15 protein-coding genes and 1 pseudogene are annotated in these 17,037 nt (G+C 71.6%); 14 read left to right on the top strand and 2 right to left on the bottom strand.

All coding sequences use genetic code 11. From position 1 onward, the window contains the following. The first annotated feature begins 419 nt into the window (after positions 1-419). The 13 genes from G3576_RS30445 (at position 420) to G3576_RS32450 (ending at position 15,378) form a co-directional block, all read left to right on the top strand. Positions 420-1,244: an ANTAR domain-containing response regulator gene (locus G3576_RS30445; protein ID WP_235952553.1), complete on the top strand. Its 825-nt coding sequence runs from the start codon at positions 420-422 to the stop codon at positions 1,242-1,244. Then, complete coding sequence (locus G3576_RS30450; RefSeq protein ID WP_164698252.1) at positions 1,205-2,305, top strand: CmpA/NrtA family ABC transporter substrate-binding protein; 1,101 nt, start codon at positions 1,205-1,207, stop codon at positions 2,303-2,305. Before G3576_RS30445 ends, G3576_RS30450 begins: the two co-directional genes overlap by 40 nt. After that, entirely contained in the window at positions 2,302-3,558 is a 1,257-nt protein-coding gene (locus tag G3576_RS30455) for a CmpA/NrtA family ABC transporter substrate-binding protein (RefSeq protein ID WP_164698253.1), read from the top strand. Before G3576_RS30450 ends, G3576_RS30455 begins: the two co-directional genes overlap by 4 nt. 4 nt (positions 3,559-3,562) lie before the next feature. Next, positions 3,563-4,447 (top strand): nitrate ABC transporter permease, encoded by an 885-nt coding sequence (ntrB, locus tag G3576_RS30460; RefSeq protein WP_164698254.1) that lies wholly within the window; start codon positions 3,563-3,565, stop codon positions 4,445-4,447. Between the two features lie 14 nt (positions 4,448-4,461). Next, positions 4,462-5,253: an ABC transporter ATP-binding protein gene (locus tag G3576_RS30465; protein ID WP_164698255.1), complete on the top strand. Its 792-nt coding sequence runs from the start codon at positions 4,462-4,464 to the stop codon at positions 5,251-5,253. A 2-nt stretch (positions 5,254-5,255) separates the two neighbouring features. Next, a complete protein-coding gene (locus G3576_RS30470) occupies positions 5,256-6,446 on the top strand; it encodes an NAD(P)/FAD-dependent oxidoreductase (protein WP_164698256.1) in 1,191 nt (396 codons plus the stop codon). Next, a complete protein-coding gene (locus G3576_RS30475) occupies positions 6,446-8,173 on the top strand; it encodes a NirA family protein (RefSeq protein ID WP_164698257.1) in 1,728 nt (575 codons plus the stop codon). Before G3576_RS30470 ends, G3576_RS30475 begins: the two co-directional genes overlap by 1 nt. Further along, the gene (locus G3576_RS30480; protein ID WP_164698258.1) at positions 8,170-9,708 is read left to right on the top strand and encodes a sulfite reductase subunit alpha; all 1,539 of its coding nucleotides are present in this window, start codon (positions 8,170-8,172) and stop codon (positions 9,706-9,708) included. Before G3576_RS30475 ends, G3576_RS30480 begins: the two co-directional genes overlap by 4 nt. A 1-nt stretch (position 9,709) precedes the next feature. Beyond that, positions 9,710-12,340 carry a molybdopterin-dependent oxidoreductase gene (locus G3576_RS30485; protein WP_328730175.1) on the top strand — a complete coding sequence of 877 codons (2,631 nt, stop codon included), beginning with the start codon at positions 9,710-9,712 and terminating at the stop codon, positions 12,338-12,340. Between the two features lie 227 nt (positions 12,341-12,567). Then, a complete protein-coding gene (gene cobA / locus G3576_RS30490) occupies positions 12,568-13,401 on the top strand; it encodes a uroporphyrinogen-III C-methyltransferase (protein WP_268888609.1) in 834 nt (277 codons plus the stop codon). 206 nt (positions 13,402-13,607) lie between these two features. Next, on the top strand, positions 13,608-13,832 hold the full coding sequence (locus G3576_RS30495; RefSeq protein ID WP_164698261.1) for a VOC family protein: 225 nt from the start codon (positions 13,608-13,610) through the stop codon (positions 13,830-13,832). A gap of 95 nt (positions 13,833-13,927) precedes the next feature. After that, positions 13,928-14,680, top strand: coding sequence for a DUF3489 domain-containing protein (locus G3576_RS30500; RefSeq protein ID WP_164698262.1), 753 nt, complete (start codon positions 13,928-13,930; stop codon positions 14,678-14,680). Next, on the top strand, positions 14,680-15,378 hold the full coding sequence (locus tag G3576_RS32450; RefSeq protein WP_164698263.1) for a recombinase family protein: 699 nt from the start codon (positions 14,680-14,682) through the stop codon (positions 15,376-15,378). Before G3576_RS30500 ends, G3576_RS32450 begins: the two co-directional genes overlap by 1 nt. A 637-nt stretch (positions 15,379-16,015) precedes the next feature. Here the strand turns inward: G3576_RS32450 and G3576_RS32125 are convergent. Both G3576_RS32125 and G3576_RS30515 read right to left on the bottom strand, forming a co-directional pair. Next, positions 16,016-16,303, bottom strand: a complete 288-nt coding sequence (locus G3576_RS32125) for a DksA/TraR family C4-type zinc finger protein (RefSeq protein WP_328730177.1) — start codon at positions 16,301-16,303, stop codon at positions 16,016-16,018. Between the two features lie 133 nt (positions 16,304-16,436). Beyond that, complete coding sequence (locus tag G3576_RS30515; RefSeq protein ID WP_164698265.1) at positions 16,437-16,685, bottom strand: hypothetical protein; 249 nt, start codon at positions 16,683-16,685, stop codon at positions 16,437-16,439. Positions 16,686-16,887: 202 nt separating this feature from the next. Here G3576_RS30515 and G3576_RS30520 point away from each other — a divergent pair. Further along, positions 16,888-17,037, top strand: a pseudogene (locus G3576_RS30520) (IS30 family transposase); the annotation flags it as partial.

The following is a 17,037-nucleotide window of genomic DNA, read 5'->3' on the forward strand; positions in this document are numbered from 1 at the left end:
CCGGCTCCGTCGCATCGTCCTCTGCTCCTCGACGGATCCAACTTATCCCTGGCTGGAACCACGGCGAGCACGTCACACTCGGAGAGAAAATCGGCTCTCGTTTCGCCCTTGCACCCTCAAGGTGGCGGCGAAAAACGGCCGGCAACATAGCCTTCTGCGCGCTGCGTCAGCCTGGAGAGATAGGTTGTGTAGGAACCGACTGGAGCAGGGGTAGGAACTCGGGAATGAAGTTCTCTGGGCATCGCCATGGGCGAGCGGACATGAGCAGCAGGGACTGAGCAGAAACGAACCGAGAACAAACCTTGATCGTCGAGCATTCCGCCCTTTCCGCACATGAGCGACTGCGTCAGTGTAGCTGACGGAGGCGACACCATCGCGCGGCCACCTGCTAGAGTGTGGGGGGCTGATTGCGCGTATTATTGATCGACGGGGAGCCGGACCGCGCCGCGGCTGTGAAGGCGGGGCTGGAGACCGCGGGCTTCACCGTGGTGGCGACGGCGCCGGAGGCGGTGGACCTGACCCGCCTGGTCCGCGATTCCGCGGCCGACATCATCGTCTGCGACCTCGATGACCCCGGCCGTGATGCGCTGGAAAGCATGCGCGCCCTGAACCGCGACGAGCCGCGCCCAGTCGTCGTCTTCGCCGAGCGCGGCGAATCGGAGCAGATCGAGGCAGCGATCGAGGCCGGTGTCGCTGCCTATGTCGTGGAAGGCCTGGCACCCGCCCGCGTGCGGCCGGTGCTGGAGGTCGCGATCCGCCGCTTCCGGGCCCACCAGGCGCTGCGGGCGCAGCTGGAACAGGCGCAGGCGACGCTGGCGGAACGCACCATCATCGAGCGCGCCAAGGGCATGCTGATGCAGCGACGACGGCTGTCGGAGGAAGAGGCCTATCGCCTGATGCGGCGCTGGGCGATGGATCGCGGCCGCCGGCTGGTGGACGTCGCGCAGGAGTTTCTGCGCGAAATTCAGGCGACTCGCCTAATTCAAGTCCTATTTTCGTCTGCAATCCCGAAATCGCCCATTCCCGAGGCGATTTTTCGCTTCACAAACCATGCTGCCGCAGGCTTGTTTGCGGCGCCGCGGCAAGGCGGCGGGGGTCGGGGCGCAACGGCGTGCCCCGGGCGTGACCCCCGGGTGATCCATCTGGCGGCCCAATGGCGGTCCGCTCTCCGGGGCTCCGATGAGCCCCGCCGGAGCATGACCGCATGGCCGCACCCTCCCTCCGCATCGGCTTCGTGCCACTGACCGACGTGGCGCCGGTACTGATGGCGGATGCCCTCGGCCTTTTCGCCCAGCATGGCGTGCGCGTCACCATCTCCCGCGAGGCGTCCTGGGCGGCGCTGCGAGACAAGCTGGCCTTCGGCGCGCTGGATGGCGCGCATCTGCTCGGGCCGCTCGCCATCGCGCTGGCGACGGGGGCGGCGGGCATCCGGCGCCGCGTGACCGTCACGGCGGGGTTGGCGCGGAACGGCAATACCATCACCCTCTCCCACGGCCTGGCCGCGCGGATCGGAGCCTTCGAGGCGCCGCTGGGCGCCAGCGCCTTCGCCGCCGCCGTGCATGCGCGGGCGGAGGAAGGGCTGCCGCCGCCGACGCTCGCCGTCGTCTATCCGTTCTCCTCCCACAACTACCTGCTGCGGCACTGGCTGGCGCAGGGCGGGCTCGATCCCGACCACGACATCCGCCTGGTGGCGGTGCCGCCGCCGCAGATGGCGCGCGCGCTGGCCGATGGCGCGATCGAGGGCTTCTGCGCCGGCGAGCCCTGGGGCAGCCATGCGGTGGCGATCGGCGTCGGCCGGCTCGCGCTGATGACGGGCGACATCTGGCGCGACCATCCGGAGAAGGTGCTGGCCTTCGCCGAGGGGGTGGCGGAGCGGGAGCCGGAGGCGGTGCTGGCCGCCACCGCCGCGGTGGCCGAGGCCGCGCGCTGGCTGGAGGATCCCGCCAATCGCTGCGCCGCCGCCGCCCTGCTGCATGAACGCGGCTTCCCGAGCGTGCCGCCGGCCACGCTGGCGCTGGCGCTGGAAGGCAAGGTCGCCGCGCCACCCGGCGGCAGCGCCACCGTGCTCGCCGCGCCGATGCGGTTCGAAAGCGCCTCCTGCCCGCAGGTCGAGGAGGCCGGCTGGTGGTTCGATGCCATGCGCCGCTGGGGGCACCTGCCCAGCACGGCGACGCGGGCGGAGGGCGTCGCGCCCTGGCGCCCGGACCTCTGGCGGCAGGCCACGGCCAGCCTCTCGCCCCCCTATGCCGAGGGGCGCGCCAGCGCGCCGCCCGCCCAACCCATCACCGAGGAGAAGAACGCATGACGATGCTGACCCGCCGCGCCGCCATCGGCGCGACCACCGCCCTGCTGGCCGCGGCACCGCGCGGCGTCTTCGCGCAAGGCTCCTCCACGCCGGAGGTGCGCAAGGCGACGCTCGGCTACATCGCGCTGACCGATGCGGCGCCGCTCATCATCGCGAAGGAGAAGGGCTTCTTCACGAAGCACGGCATGCCGGATGTCGAGGTCGCGAAGCAGGCCAGCTGGGGCGCCACGCGCGACAACCTCGTGCTCGGCGGTGGGTCGGGCGGCATCGATGGTGCGCATCTGCTGACGCCGATGGCCTACCTGATCCACACCGGCCGTATCGTGCAGAACAACCAGCCCGTGCCGATGGCGCTGCTGGCGCGGCTGAACACCAACGGCCAGGCGATCTCGGTCGCGGAGAAGCACAAGGCGCTGGGCGCGCGGCTGGATGCAGGCCCGCTGCGGCGCGCGCTGAACAGCGACAGCAAGGTCGCCATGACCTTCCGCGGCGGCACGCATGACCTGTGGATCCGCTACTGGCTGGCGGCGGCGGGGATCGATCCGGAGCGCGATGTGCAGACCATCGTCGTGCCGCCGCCGCAGATGGTGGCGAACATGCGCGTCGGCACCATGGACGCCTTCTGCGTCGGCGAGCCCTGGAACGCGCAGCTCGTGAACCAGCGCCTGGGCTACACGGCGCTGACCACGGGCGAGTTCTGGAAGGATCATCCGGAGAAGTGCTTCGCGCTCCGCGCCTCCTTCGTCCAGCAGAACCCGCGCGCGACGGAAGCGCTGACGGCGGCGGTGATCGAGGCCGCGCGCTGGTGCGACGAGGCCGCGAACAAGGAGGAGATGTGCACCATCCTCGGCCGGCGCGCCTGGTTCAACGTGCCGGTCGCCGACATCCTGCCGCGCGTGCGGGGCGAGGTCGATTACGGCGACGGGCGCCGCGTGACCAACACCGACATCGCCATGAAGTTTTGGCGCGACCACGCCAACTATCCCTTCCGCAGTCATGACCTGTGGTTCCTGACGGAGGATATCCGCTGGGGCGTCTTCCCCGAAGGCACGGACACCAACGCGCTGGTCGCGCAGGTGAACCGGGAGGACATCTGGCGTGCGGCCGCGGAACGCGCGGGCGTGCCGGCTGCCGAGACGCCGCGCGGCACCTCCCGCGGGCGGGAGACCTTCTTCGACGGCAAGGTCTTCGATCCCGAGAACCCCGCCGCCTACCTCAACTCGCTCGCCATCAAGAAGCTGACGGGGGCCTGAGCGCATGAACGCCATCCTGCCGACCAAGCCCGTTGCGGAGGGGCTGGCCGTCTCCGTCGCCCCGCCGGCGCCGGCGGGGCCATCGCTGGCCGCGCGCGTGCTGCCGCGCGCGGCGACGATCGCGGCGACCGTGGTGCCGCCGCTGGTCGTCGTCGCCGCGCTGTTCGGGCTGTGGGAATGGGCGGCGTCCGGCCCGGGTGCCACCCTGCCGCCACCCTCCAAGGTCTGGGCGGATAGCGCGGAGCTGATCACCAACCCGTTCTACGATCGGGGTGGCCTCGACAAGGGGCTCGGCCTGCACCTGGCGGCCAGCCTGCAGCGGGTCGGCGTGGGCTTCGCGTTGTCGGCGGTGATCGGCGTGGCGCTCGGCATGCTGGTCGGCAGTTCGAGACTGGCCATGCGGGGGCTGGATCCGATCTTCCAGGTCCTGCGCACCGTGCCACCGCTGGCCTGGCTGCCGCTCTCGCTCGCCGCCTTCCGTGAGGCGCAGCCCAGCGCGATCTTCGTGATCTTCATCACCGCGGTCTGGCCCATCATCATCAACACCGCCGTCGGCGTGCGGAACGTGCCGGCGGATTACCGCAATGTCGCGCGCGTCATCCGCCTGCGCCCGCATGAATGGTTCCTGCGCATCGTGGTCCCGGCGGCGGCGCCCTACATCTTCACGGGGCTTCGCATCGGCGTCGGGCTGTCCTGGCTCGCGATCATCGCGGCGGAGATGCTGATCGGCGGCGTGGGCATCGGCTTCTTCATCTGGGATGCCTGGAACAGCTCCAACCTCTCCGACATCGTCGTGGCGCTCGCCTATGTCGGGCTGATCGGCTTCGCACTGGACCGGATCATGGCGCTGGCCGGTCGCGCCGTGACGCGCGGCACCGCGGCGCAGTGACGGGAGACAGAAACATGGAACGCAGCTTCCTCGAGATCTCCCGCCTCTCGGTGCGCTTCGGCGCCAAGGCGCCCCCGGTGCTGAACGGGATCGACCTGAAGGTCGCGCAGGGCGAATACATCGCCGTGATCGGCCATTCCGGATGCGGCAAGTCCACGCTGCTGAACGTGGTGGCGGGGCTGCTGCCGGCGACGCTGGGCGGCGTGGTGCTGGAGGGGCGGGAGGTGGATGAGCCCGGCCCCGATCGCGCCGTGGTCTTCCAGAACCACAGCCTGCTGCCCTGGCTGACCTGCGCGGAGAATGTCGCGCTGGCGGTGGACCGCACCGTGGGGCGTTCCATGACCCGCGCGCAGCGGCGCGACTGGACGATGGAGAACCTGGCGCTGGTGCGCATGGAGGCGCATGCGCAGAAGCGGCCGCATGAGATCAGCGGCGGCATGAAGCAGCGCATCGGCATCGCGCGCGCGCTGGCGATGCGCCCCAAGGTGCTGCTGCTGGACGAGCCCTTCGGCGCGCTGGACGCGCTGACGCGCGCGCATCTCCAGGATCAGGTGATGGCGATCCATGCGCGGCTTGGCACCACGGTGATGATGATCACGCATGACGTGGACGAGGCGGTGCTGCTGTCCGACCGCATCGTGATGATGACGAACGGGCCGAATGCGACGATCGGGGAGGTGCTGGACGTCGACCTGCCGAGGCCACGGGATCGCCTGGCCCTGGCCTCCGATGCGCGATTCCTGGCGGCGCGGGAAGCGGTGCTGCGCTTCCTGCACGAACGCCACGCCCTGCCGGCCGCGGCCTGACCATGCGCGTGCTGGTGATCGGCGCCGGCCCCGCGGGCACGCGCTGCGCGGAACGGCTGGCCGGCCGTGCGGCGGTGACGCTGGTGGGCGCCGAGGCGGCGCTGCCTTATGACCGCGTGGCGCTCGGCCGCGTGCTGTCTGGGGAGGCTGGGTCGGCCGCCCTGATCACCCATGACGCAAGGCGGCTGAGGGACCTTGGCATCCGCTACCGCGCCGCCACGCGCATCGTCGCGCTGGACCGTGACGCGGGACTGGCCCGCACGGCGAAGGGCGAGGCGATCAGCTTCGACCGCGCGGTGATCGCGACGGGGTCGGAGGCCGTGCGCCTCAAGCTGCCTGGCGCGGATCTGCCCGGCGTCTTCGTCTATCGCAGCATGGCCGATGTGCAGGCGATCCGGCGTGCGGCCGCGGGCGGAGGGCGCGCGGCGGTGATCGGGGGCGGGCTGCTCGGCCTGGAAGCCGCCGCGGCACTTTCCGCGACGGGCATGCGGGTGACGGTCGTGCATCCGCTGGGCTGGCCGATGGAGCGCCAGCTCGACCCCGCCGCGGGTGCGCTGCTGGCCCGCCAGCTCGGCGCCACGCGCGGGCTCCGCTTCGCCATGCCCGCGGTGACGGAGGCGATCGAGGGCGAGGCGCATGTCACGGGCGTGCGCCTGGCGGATGGCGGGCGCATCGACTGCGATCTGGTCGTGATGGCGGTCGGCGTGCGCCCCGCCGTGGCACTGGCGCGGGAGGCGGGGCTCACGGTCGCGCGCGGCATCGTCGTGGACGACGTGATGCGCAGCAGCGATCCACGGATCCTCGCGATCGGCGAATGCGCGGAACATCGCGGCCAGGTCTGCGGCCTGGTAGCGCCCGCGCGGGCCATGGCGGAGGTCGCGGCGGCGACGCTGGTGGGGGACGGGGCGCGCTATGCGCCGCGCCCCGATCCCGCCGCGCTGAAGGTCTCCGGCATCGCCGTCTGGTCGGCCGGCGAGGTGGCGCCCCCGGATGCCGAGGCGGTGCTGCTCTCCGATGAGGAGGCGGGGCGCTACCGGCGACTCTGGCTCCGCCAGGGGCGTCTGGTGGGCGCGCTGCTCTATGGCGACACCGGCGACGCGCCCTTCTACCTCGACCTTATCGCCAGCGGCCGGGAGGTCGCGCCCTTTCGCGCGCGGCTTCCCTTCGGGGCTGCCTATCGGGATGCCGCGTGATGACCGACGCCCCCTTCAGCGCCGAGCAGCAGGAATACCTCAAGGGCTTCATGGCCGGGGTCGAAGCGCGGCGGGGATCGCTGCTGCCGGAGACCGAAACTGGAGCCCCGCCGGATGCGCTGCGCGCCGCGCAGGACGCGACGCTGGCCCGTGGCGGCAAGCTGGCCCCGCAGGAAGAAGCAAAGCGCGAACGTCATCCCCTGGATCGCTGGGATGAGATGACGGCGCGCGCCGGGGCGGGCCGCTTCCCGAAGCCGATGGAGGATTTCATCGGCCGCTACCATGGCCTGTTCTTCGTGGGCCCCGTGCAGAACGCCTTCATGTGCCGCCTGCGAATCCCCGGCGGCATCCTCTCCGCCGCGAAGCTGGAAGGCATCGCCAGCATCGCGGAGGACTGCGCCGGCGGCTATGCCGACGTGACCACGCGCGCCAACCTGCAGCTGCGTGAGATCCCGGCCGGCAAGGGCGTGGAGGTGGTGGAGCGCCTCGCCGATCTTGGCATCGTGCCGAGGGGCACCGGCGCCGACAACATCCGCAACATCACCGCCAGCCCGACCGCCGGCATCGACGCGCAGGAGCTGGTGGATACGCGCCCATTGGTGCGTGCGCTGCACCACCACATCCTCAACACCCGCGACCTCTTCGCCCTGCCGCGCAAGTTCAACATCGCCGTCTCCGGCGGCGGCGCGGTGGAGGTGCTGGAGGAGACGAACGATATCAGCCTGCGCGCGGTGGAGACGCCGGCGGGGCTGCGGTATCGCCTGACGCTCGGCGGCATCACCGGGCATCGCGACTTCGCGCGGCCGACGGGCGTGGTGGTCAGGCCGGAGGAGGCGGTGCGCGTCTGCGACGCCGTCCTGCGCGTCTTCATCGCGGAGGGCGATCGCGCGGACCGCAAGAAGGCGCGGCTGAAATACGTGCTGGACCGCATGGGGATCGAGGCCTTCCTCGGCCTAGTCGAGCAGCGCCTCGGCACCGCGCTGGAGAGGGCGGAGGAGGCGGCGCTACGCCCCGCGGCGCCACCGGCCAAGCACGGCCATCTCGGCATCCATGCGCAGAGGCAGCCCGGGCTGCGCTACATCGGCCTGGTGACGCCGGTCGGGCGGCTGACGGCGGCGCAGCTTCGCGGCATCGCCGATCTCGCGCGCCGCTTCGGCAGCGGGACGATCCGGCTGACGGTCTGGCAAAACCTGCTGGTGAGCGACATCGCGGATGCGGACGTCGAGGCCGCCTGCGAAGCGATCGCCGCGCTCGGCCTCAGCTGGCAGGCATCCAACATCCGCGGCGGGCTCGTCGCCTGCACCGGGGCGGCCGGCTGCAAATTCGCCTCCAGCCACACCAAGCAGCACGCGGCGGCGCTGGCGGATTTCCTTGATGCACGGATCGCGGTGGATGCGCCGGTCAACATCCACCTGACCGGCTGCCACCATTCCTGTGCGCAGCACTACATCGCCGATATCGGCCTGCTCGGCGCGAAGGTGGAGCGGGGCGAGGAGCTGGTGGAGGGCTACGACCTGCATGTCGGCGGTGGCGCGGGGCCGGAGCAGAAAATCGGCCGCCTCGTGCTGCCCAAGATCGCGGCCGATACACTGAACGACACCGTGCTGGCGCTGCTGCGGGCCTGGATGCAGGGCCGCGCGCCGGGCGAGAGCTTCCAGCTTTTCACCGCCCGCCACGACGACACCGCCATCGCGGCCATGGCGCGCGTGACGGAGGACGCGGCATGAACGCCATCATCCCGCAGGCACTCGGGCCGGCGCCGGTTCCCGTCATCCCGGAGAACGCGCCCTTCACCGCGGCGCAGCGCGCCTGGCTGAACGGCTTCCTCGCCGGGCTCTATGGGGTTGCCGCCGCTGCCACCGCCAATGCATCCGCCGGCCCGCCGCCGCCCGCCGCGGCGGCCGAGGACTTCTCCTGGCATGACCCGGCGATCGAGCTGGAGGAGCGGCTGCAACTCGCCGAGGGCAAGCCGTTGTCGCGGCGACTCATGGCGGCCATGGCGCAGCTCGATTGCGGGCAGTGCGGCTATGTCTGCCAGAGCTATGCGGAGGCGCTGGCGAATGGCGCGGAGAGTTCCGCCGCGCTCTGCGTACCGGGCGCCAAGGCCACGCAGAAGGCGCTGAAGGCGCTGCTGGCGGAGAAGCCCGCGACGGCGGCGCCGAAGCCCGCCACGCCGGCCGCGCCGGCGGGCCGGCCCATCCGCTTCGTCTCGGCAGCGCGCCTCACCGGGCCGGGCTCGGCCAAGGATGTGCGGCATGTCGTGCTGGACCTTGCCGATAGCGGCCTCGCCTATGAGCCGGGCGACAGCCTCTCGCTCGCCGTCGAGAATGATCCCGCCTTGGTGGAGGCGGTGCTCGCCGCGCTCGGTGCCGGCGGCGACGACGCGCTGCGCGAGGAGCTGCGCCGCCGGCGGGACATCGCACGGCCGCTCGACCGCACGCTCGATCTGCTGGCGGGCGCCGCGCGGCATGCGCCGCATGCGGTGGCGCTGCGCGCGCTCGCGCATGGCGAGGATGGGGTGGAACCGGCGGATGCGGATCTGCTGGACCTGCTGCAGGCCTTTCCCTCCGCACGCCCGCCGGTGGCGGACCTCGTCGCCTCCCTCCCGCTGCTGAAGCCGCGGCTCTATTCCATCGCCTCCTCGCCGCTCGCCTGTCCCGGCCGGGTGGAGCTCTGTGTCGGCGTGGTGCAGGCAACACGACGCGAACGCGTGCGGGATGGCGTCGCCTCCTGCCACCTCGCCTTCCGGGCGACGCCGGAAGTGCCGCTGCTGGCGCAGGTGCAGGTCAGCCATTTCCGCCTGCCCGCCGATGCCGCGAAGCCCGTCATCATGATCGGCCCCGGCACCGGCATCGCGCCCTTCCGCGCCTTCTTGCAGCATCTGGAGGCGACGGGCGCGCGCAATCGCGCCTGGCTGTTCTTCGGCGACCAGCGCGGCGCCACCGACTTCCTCTTCCGGGAGGAGATCGAGGCCTGGCGCAGGAAAGGCACGCTCTCGCGCCTGTCACTGGCCTGGAGCCGCGATGGCGACCGCAAGGTCTATGTCCAGCACCGCATGGCGGAGGAAGCGCCGGATCTCTGGCGCTGGCTGCAGGACGGCGCGCATCTCTATGTCTGCGGCGATGCCAGCCGCATGGCGAAGGATGTGGACGCGGCGCTGCGCCAGGTGGCGATGAGCGAGGGCGGGATGAACGCCGAACAGGCGCGGGACTGGATCGTCGCCCTGGCCCGGCAGGGCCGCTACCAGCGGGATGTGTACTGACGTGGACGGAACCCTCGTCACCCGGCCCGTCCGCACCACCTGCCCCTATTGCGGCGTCGGCTGCGGCGTGCTCGCCACGCCGGATGGGCGCGGCGGCGCCGCCATCGCCGGCGATCCCGCCCACCCCGCCAACCAGGGCCGCCTCTGCAGCAAGGGCAGCGCGCTCGGCGAGACCTTGTCGCTGGAGGACCGGCTGCTGCAGCCCGAGGTAGCCGGCAAGCGCGCGAGCTGGGACGCCGCGCTGGATGCTGTGGCGGAGGGTTTCCGGCGCGGCCTGGCGCAACACGGGCCGGAGGGTGTCGCGCTGTATGTCTCGGGCCAACTGCTGACCGAGGACTATTACGCCGCCAATAAGTTCGCGAAGGGCGTTCTCGGCACCGCCAACATCGACAGCAACTCGCGCCTCTGCATGGCCAGCGCGGTCGCCGCCCACACGCGCGCCTTCGGCGAGGATGTGGTGCCCGGCACCTATGAGGATCTGGAACTGGCCGACACGGTCGTGCTGGTCGGCAGCAACCTCGCCTGGTGCCATCCGGTGCTGTTCCAGCGTGTCATGGCGGCGAAGGCGGCGCGGCCTTCCATGACGCTCATCGTCGTCGATCCGCGCCGCACTGCGACATGCGCAGGGGCGGACCTGCACCTGGCGCTCCGCCCCGGCAGCGATGTCGCGCTGTTTGCCGCGCTACTCAAGCATCTGCGCGACGAGGGCCTGGCGGATCGCGCCTGGCTCAACTCTCATGCAGAGGGGGTGGAGGCGGCGCTGGAAGCGGCGCAGGCCATCGCGCCAGAGGCCGCGGCGCTGACCGGCCTCGATCCCGCGCTGATCACCCGCTTCTGCACGGCTTGGGCGGCAAGTCCGCGAACCGTCACGCTCTGGAGCATGGGCGTGAACCAGTCGAGTGCGGGCACCGACAAGGCCAACGCCATCATCAACTGCCACTTGCTGACCGGCCGCATCGGCCTGCCCGGTGCGGGCCCCTTCAGCGTCACCGGCCAGCCCAATGCGATGGGGGGGCGGGAGACGGGCGCGCTGGCCACCATGCTTGCCGGGCATCTGCGCTTCGACGAGCCGGCGGAGCATGCGGCGCTGGCGGCCTTCTGGAATGCGCCCGCGCTGCCGCGCGCGCCGGGTTTGAAGGCGACGCAGCTTTTCGCCGCGCTGGAAGCGCAGCGGATCAGCGCGCTCTGGGTCATGGCGACCAACCCGGCCGTGTCCCTGCCGGATGGCGATGCGGTGCGTGGCGCGCTAGCCCGCGCGCCCTTCCTGGTGGTGTCGGAGGTGACTCGCCGGTCCGACACCGCCGCCTATGCCCATGTGCGCCTGCCGGCCCTGGCCTGGGCTGAGAAGACCGGCACCGTCACCAACAGCGAACGCGTCATCAGCCGCCAGCGCGGCTTCCTGCCCGCACCCGGTGAGGCGCGGCCGGACTGGTGGATGGTGGCGGAGGTGGCGCGCCGCCTGGGCCATGGCGGCTTCGGCTGGGACGGGCCGGCGGCGATCTTCCGGGAGCATGCGGCGGTGACGGGCCTGGCACGGCCCTCCGCCCGGGCCTTCGACATCTCGGGCCTCGCCGGCCTGGCGGATGATGCCTATGCGGCGCTGGCGCCGACGCGCTGGCCGGTGCCGGCGGACGGGCCCGCGTCAGCACGCTTCTTCGCGCAAGGCGGCGTCCTGGCCGGGCGCGCGCGTCTGGTGCCCACGCCCTTTCGCGCGCCGGCAGAGGATGTCTGCCCGGACTTCCCGCTCCGCCTGCTGACCGGCCGACTGCGCGACCAGTGGCACACCATGACGCGCACCGGCGCCGTACCCCGGCTGATGGCCCATAGCCCGGAGCCCACGTTGACGTTGCACCCCACCGATGTCCCGGGCGTGGCGCCCGGCGCGCTGGTGGTGGCGGAGTCGATCCGCGGCCGCACCATCTTCCGCCTGGCGCTGGACGAGGGCCAGGCGCGCGGCACCGCCTTCGCGCCGATGCACTGGGCGGCGGAACTCGCACCGAGCGGGCGGGTGAACGCGCTGGTGGCGCCGCATGTGGACCCCGTGAGCTTCCAGCCGGAACTGAAGAGCGCCGCCATCCGCGTCTCCGCCTATGGCGCGACCTGGCATGCCGCGGTGCTTTCCGCCACGCGCCTGCCGCGCGACCTCGCGCCCTATGAGACGGCGATCGTGGTCGAAGGCGGCTGGCGGCATGAGTTGGCGGGGCAGGGGGCGCCTGCAGAAGCCTTCGCGCTGCTCCTCACCCTGCTCGACACGCCCGGCACGGCCTGGCAGCGGATGGAGGATCCGGCCGTTGGCCTGTACCGCGCCGCGGCGATCCGCGGCGGCCGGCTGGTCGGCGCGGTGCTGTTGGGCCCCGACGCGGCGCTGCCGCCCCGCGCCTGGCTGGCCGCGCTTCTCGCCAGTGAGGATCCGCTGGCGCCTGCCGAGCGGGCGGCGCTGCTGGCGGGGGCGCGGCCGGATGGCCCGCCCCCCTCGCCCCTCGTCTGCGCCTGCCATGGCGTGACGGCGGCGGCGATCCAAGGCTGCGGGGGCGATGTGGCCAAGGTGGGCGCCGCGACGCGCGCAGGCACGGGCTGCGGGTCCTGCAAGCCGGAGATCGCGGCGCTGCTCGCCAGGCTGGAGCCCGCGTGATGGGGCATGGTCCGGCCTTCCCTGATTTGTCTCCGCGGCTTGGGGCCCTGGCCGGGTGCCTTCAGGCACTGGTGCGACGCGCGTGGTCAGGGGTCGTGGCGCTGCAGCACAGGCGAGATGCGAAGCCCGCCGGCGAGGCGCCCGACCGCGCGTCGGCTGGCGGGGAGCCTCGGGCGGACGACGCCTTCGCACAGGCAATCAAGAGCGCGGCGCCCATGCCACCGGGCATGGTCTGCCTGGTCGGGGCCGGACCCGGCTCGGTGGACCTGCTGACGCTGCGCGCACTGCGGCTGCTGGGGGAAGCCGATGTCATCGTGCATGACCGGCTTGTGTCGGATGAGGCGCTGCACTTGGCGCGCGCTGATGCCGAACGGATCTATGTCGGCAAGTCACGCGCCAATCATTGCCTGCCGCAGGCTGAGATCAACGCCTTGCTGGTGCATCTGGCACGGCAGGGACGGCGCGTGGTGCGCCTCAAGGGCGGGGATCCCTTTGTCTTCGGTCGGGGCGGCGAGGAAGCGGCTGCGCTGGCAGAGGCTGGCATCCCATATCAGGTCGTACCAGGCGTCACCGCGGCGCTCGCCTGCGGCGCCGATGCCGGTATCCCGCTGACGCATCGCGATGCCGCGCAGATGCTGACGCTGGTCACCGGCCACACGCGGGACGGCCGGCTCGACATCGATGCCACGGCCCTGGCTCGGCCGAACCAGACCCTGGCGATCTACATGGGGCTGGCGAACCTGCCAGACCTGGTACGCCAGTTGATCGGCGCAGGGCTGGATGCGTCACATCCCGCGGCAATCGTCGAGGCCGGCGGCACTGTGGCATCGCGGCGCCTGGACGGCACCTTGGGCTCGCTGACCGCGATGGCGCGAGTTCTGCGAACGGCGCAACCGGCGCTGATCATCATCGGAGAAGTAGTGCGCCTGGCACCGGCGGTCGCACCGGCCGCGGCGCTGTCGACGCGCTATGCGGGTCGAAGGCCTCCAACGTGGAAGAAGCCCGGGAACCGCATAAAGCCCGTCATTACGGCTCACGCCGGGCGTGACGCGACTCTTTGAGTAATGCCCCTGACGGCACGGTTCGACCCGTCGGGAGTTCACGACCGCGCGCCACCGAAGGAGCAGGATCGCTCGTCGCTGTAGCCGAACCGGCGACGCTGACCGGGCAGTTCGCGCAGTCGCTTCGTTGAATCGCAGACTTCGCTTGGCTACCGCGCGCCGAAGAGCGAAGTGTCCGTCACGCGGAGAGCGAGACGGAGACGGCGATGACGAAGCAGGAAGCCAACCAGCAGTGCAGCCTGGACGCCTTCATGGCGAGGAAGGCGGAGTTTGACGCGGTGCTCGCCGAATTGCAGCAGGCCAGCGTCGAGCACTTCGGCGCCGATCCCGAGGCGGTGCTCTGGGGTGAAGCCTGCTGGCTCGCCGGTGCAACCGCGAAGCTGAAGGACATCGCCGACCAGCACTTCCGGCGCGGCGAATACGCGCCGTAACGCGGCGCTCTCCCCGCCACGCCCCGACAGGCCGGGCCTGCGGGGCTCGGGCTCGTAGCACCCGGATGGTCGGGTGCGGGACGAGGACCCCGACGATGAAGCTCTCCGACACGCAGACGCAGATCCTCGCCGCGGCGGCGACGCACCCGATGCGGCTTGCCATCCCGCCCGCCAAGCTGCCGACCGCTGCCCGCGAGGCGGTCCGCAAGAGCCTGCTCGCGAAGGCGCTGATCGAGGCGGTGGAAGTTGATGCCGCCGACGAGCGCGACGCCTGGATTACTGAGGCCGGGCCGGTTACCTATCGTCTTGTGGCGCAGGGGCCCGCAGAAGCCGCTACGGCGGCCGTACAGGCCATTGAGGCCCCCGGCGGCCGCGACGGCGCGGCGGAGGCGACACCGCCCCACACGGCGCCCACAGAGTCCCTGGCGACCGTGTCCACGCATCAGCGCCCCAGCGGCGTGCGCAACGCCGCCACAGCCGTCCGGGCCGCCTGGGAGACCCGCAGCGATAGTCCCGGCGCGCTGGAGGTCGCCATCGCCACGCTCCAGGCTGCCGTCGCCGGTAAGCCCGCCCGACCGGCCCGCGAACTTGGCGCTCCCCGCGCACTGCGCCAGGGCACGAAGCAGGAGACGGTGCTGGCCCTGCTGCGCCGAACGGAGGGCGCCACCATCGCCCATGTGATGGAGGCCACCGGCTGGCAGCAGCACACGGTTCGCGGGTTCTTCGCCGGCCTGAAGAAGCGCCAGGGCATCGCGGTGGAGGTGATGGAGCGCGTGCGCCAGGTCGGGCCAAACAACACTGGCGCCAAGGGCTCCTACAGCATCTACCGCATCGCCAAGGCCGGCTGATGCGCCCTGCTGCTGCGGCGCCGCGCTACGCGGTCGGGCTTTACAGGGTCTCGACCGCGGAGCAGGGGCAGAGCGGGCTCGGGCTGGAGGCGCAGGCCGCCTCCGTCCGCACCTTTGCGGCGAGCCAGGGCTGGTCCCTGGTCGCCGAGTACTCCGACATCGCCAGCGGCAAGGACGACCGCCGGCCCGGCTTCCAGGCGGCGCTGACGCGCTGCCGGCAGCTGGGCGCGGTGCTGGTGGCGGCGCGGCTGGATCGGATCACGCGGCGCGCCCACACGCTGTCGCAGCTGCTGGAGGACGGCGTGTCCATCCGGGCGGCAGACATGCCTGGCGCCGACGACCTGATGATGCGGGTCTATGCGGCGATGGCGCAGAAGGAGCGGGAGCTGATCGCCGAGCGGACCAGGGCCGCGCTGGCCGCCGCCAAGGCGCGCGGGCGCATGCTAGGCGGCGACCGGGGATACCGGCAGGCCGCGGGCCCGGACGCCGTAGCTGCGGCCCTGGCGCGGCGGGAGGCGGCCGAACGGGCGGCGCATCGCCTGGTGCTGGAAGTTGAGCGGCTGCGCGCCGAGGGCGTCGAGGGTCAGGCAGCCATGGCGCGGGCGCTGAACGAGCGCGGGGTGCCGACGCCGCAGGGCAGGGGCGCCTGGACCCACACGACGGTGGCGCGGGTGATAGCGCGGAGCGGCTGCGCGTAGGGGATCACGCCGTCCTTGCCATGCGCCACGAGTTCTGTCTTTGTTCTCATGCTCCCTGAACCCAGGATGACCCGGTATGGCGGACCCATCGACCTCTTCGGCGCACCACGCGCCCCCTCTGATCTCGCCCGTGGTGTGGCACGCCATCCGGACGGCGCGGGATGCTTCCCTGGCCGCGGGTGCGACCCCGGCAGACGCGCTGGAGTCGGCCCGTCAGCTTGCGCTCGCCGTGTTTCCTGCGCTCCCCAGGCCGCATCTGCGTGAAGCGCTCGACGCGCTGGCAGCAGCTCCGGCGCGACCCGCTGGGAGAGGGCGGCTTGACCATGGGGTCGGCCAGCCGGTGACGTTCCGGCTCACACCCCATCCCGATCGGCGGTGGCACGCGGACTGGCTGGCAAGTCGCTACGCCGGTCCCTGCTTTGTCAGCGCCGCCGACGAGGATGGCGCCCGGAGTCTCGCGGCCAGGCATTTCCGGACATCGCGGGAGGTGCCCTTCGACGGTGATCCCTGGCGGCGACGGGACTTGGTGGATGCTGCGGTGGGCGGGAAGCTGCCGCCGCTGCCCTATGGGATGGTGGTGCCTATGGCTGGGCGGCTGGGCGGACGAGAGCGGCCGTCCCTGTGACCTAGCCTCGTGCTACTTCAGCTGGCTGTCCTTGCTGCCCCTGCGATTGATGCCAAAAGCGGCCGGCCGCCGATCCCGCGCGGCCTGGCATGCGACACAGGTGAGGACGCCGGGCACCGCACGACGTCGTGCTTCCGGGATCTCGACGCCGCATTCGATGCAGTGAGTTTCGCCGGCACCAGCCGACATGGCAGCGCGCGCGCGCAGGACGCCATCTGCGACGGTATCGTCGATCTGATCCTGCACAGCTCCGTCCGGAGCCCAACCGCTGGCCGTTGTTCCTGCCCTGCTAACTTTCACTTGTCGCCTTGCGGAGATGGGAGTTTGCGCTGCCCTTTCCAAGCGTGAGGCCAGTGAGAGCCCGTTGCAACCGCGGAGGTCCTGTTCACCACCGACCAACGGTCGTTGGTCCGTGTTGAACAGGCAGTCGCTGTCACGCCACCTTCCAGCCGCTGACTGATCCATCGCGATCGCGATCGAAGGCCCGCGCCCAGCGATCGAGCGGCACCACCTTCTCGTGCCGCGGCGCGCGGCCAGACACCATCCGATCCAGCAGCTGCCCGGCCAGCCCCAGCGCATCGATCTGGTCGTCGTGCTTGCCGGCGGGGAAGGTCAGCAACTCCGCCTCGAAGGCCTGCCGCCACGGCGCCTGCCGCAGCACGTGCAGCCCCTCCAGCGCCATGCGGCCACGAATGGACTGCGCGCGAACCGCCTTGTCGCCGCGGGTCGCGTACCGCCCATGCCGGGTTTGTCCTCGATGCGCTTGAGCAGGCGCTGCATGACCGGCGGCCGGTCCAGGGCGGCGGCCTCGTCCATCACAGCGATCGCGGGGTCCAAGGCGGATTCAATTGGTCGTCGCAACACCGTTGAGGGGTGTGGGTGCGATGGCGGGTCGACGGCGTTCGGATCGGGCTTTGCGGGGCAAACTGACATCGCCAGGACGACCGCCTGTCGCGCGGCAGGAGCATCGTCGTCGGTTCTGGGCTTTGGTTGCCGAAGGGCTCTCGAGCGAGGACGCGGCGATGGAGGTTGGA

This window comes from Falsiroseomonas algicola (assembly GCF_011040385.1).
Classification (GTDB): domain Bacteria; phylum Pseudomonadota; class Alphaproteobacteria; order Acetobacterales; family Acetobacteraceae; genus Falsiroseomonas; species Falsiroseomonas algicola.

Bases quoted from the DNA above. Each gene is read 5' to 3' on its own strand.
- G3576_RS30450 (WP_164698252.1), top strand. From the start codon at position 1,205: ATGGCCGCACCCTCCCTCCGCATCGGCTTCGTGCCACTGACCGACGTG.
- G3576_RS30455 (WP_164698253.1), top strand. From the start codon at position 2,302: ATGACGATGCTGACCCGCCGCGCCGCCATCGGCGCGACCACCGCCCTG.
- ntrB (WP_164698254.1), top strand. From the start codon at position 3,563: ATGAACGCCATCCTGCCGACCAAGCCCGTTGCGGAGGGGCTGGCCGTC.
- G3576_RS30465 (WP_164698255.1), top strand. From the start codon at position 4,462: ATGGAACGCAGCTTCCTCGAGATCTCCCGCCTCTCGGTGCGCTTCGGC.
- G3576_RS30470 (WP_164698256.1), top strand. From the start codon at position 5,256: ATGCGCGTGCTGGTGATCGGCGCCGGCCCCGCGGGCACGCGCTGCGCG.
- G3576_RS30475 (WP_164698257.1), top strand. From the start codon at position 6,446: ATGACCGACGCCCCCTTCAGCGCCGAGCAGCAGGAATACCTCAAGGGC.
- G3576_RS30480 (WP_164698258.1), top strand. From the start codon at position 8,170: ATGAACGCCATCATCCCGCAGGCACTCGGGCCGGCGCCGGTTCCCGTC.
- cobA (WP_268888609.1), top strand. From the start codon at position 12,568: ATGGTCTGCCTGGTCGGGGCCGGACCCGGCTCGGTGGACCTGCTGACG.
- G3576_RS30495 (WP_164698261.1), top strand. From the start codon at position 13,608: ATGACGAAGCAGGAAGCCAACCAGCAGTGCAGCCTGGACGCCTTCATG.
- G3576_RS30500 (WP_164698262.1), top strand. From the start codon at position 13,928: ATGAAGCTCTCCGACACGCAGACGCAGATCCTCGCCGCGGCGGCGACG.
- G3576_RS32450 (WP_164698263.1), top strand. From the start codon at position 14,680: ATGCGCCCTGCTGCTGCGGCGCCGCGCTACGCGGTCGGGCTTTACAGG.
- G3576_RS30515 (WP_164698265.1), bottom strand. From the start codon at position 16,685: ATGGCGCTGGAGGGGCTGCACGTGCTGCGGCAGGCGCCGTGGCGGCAG.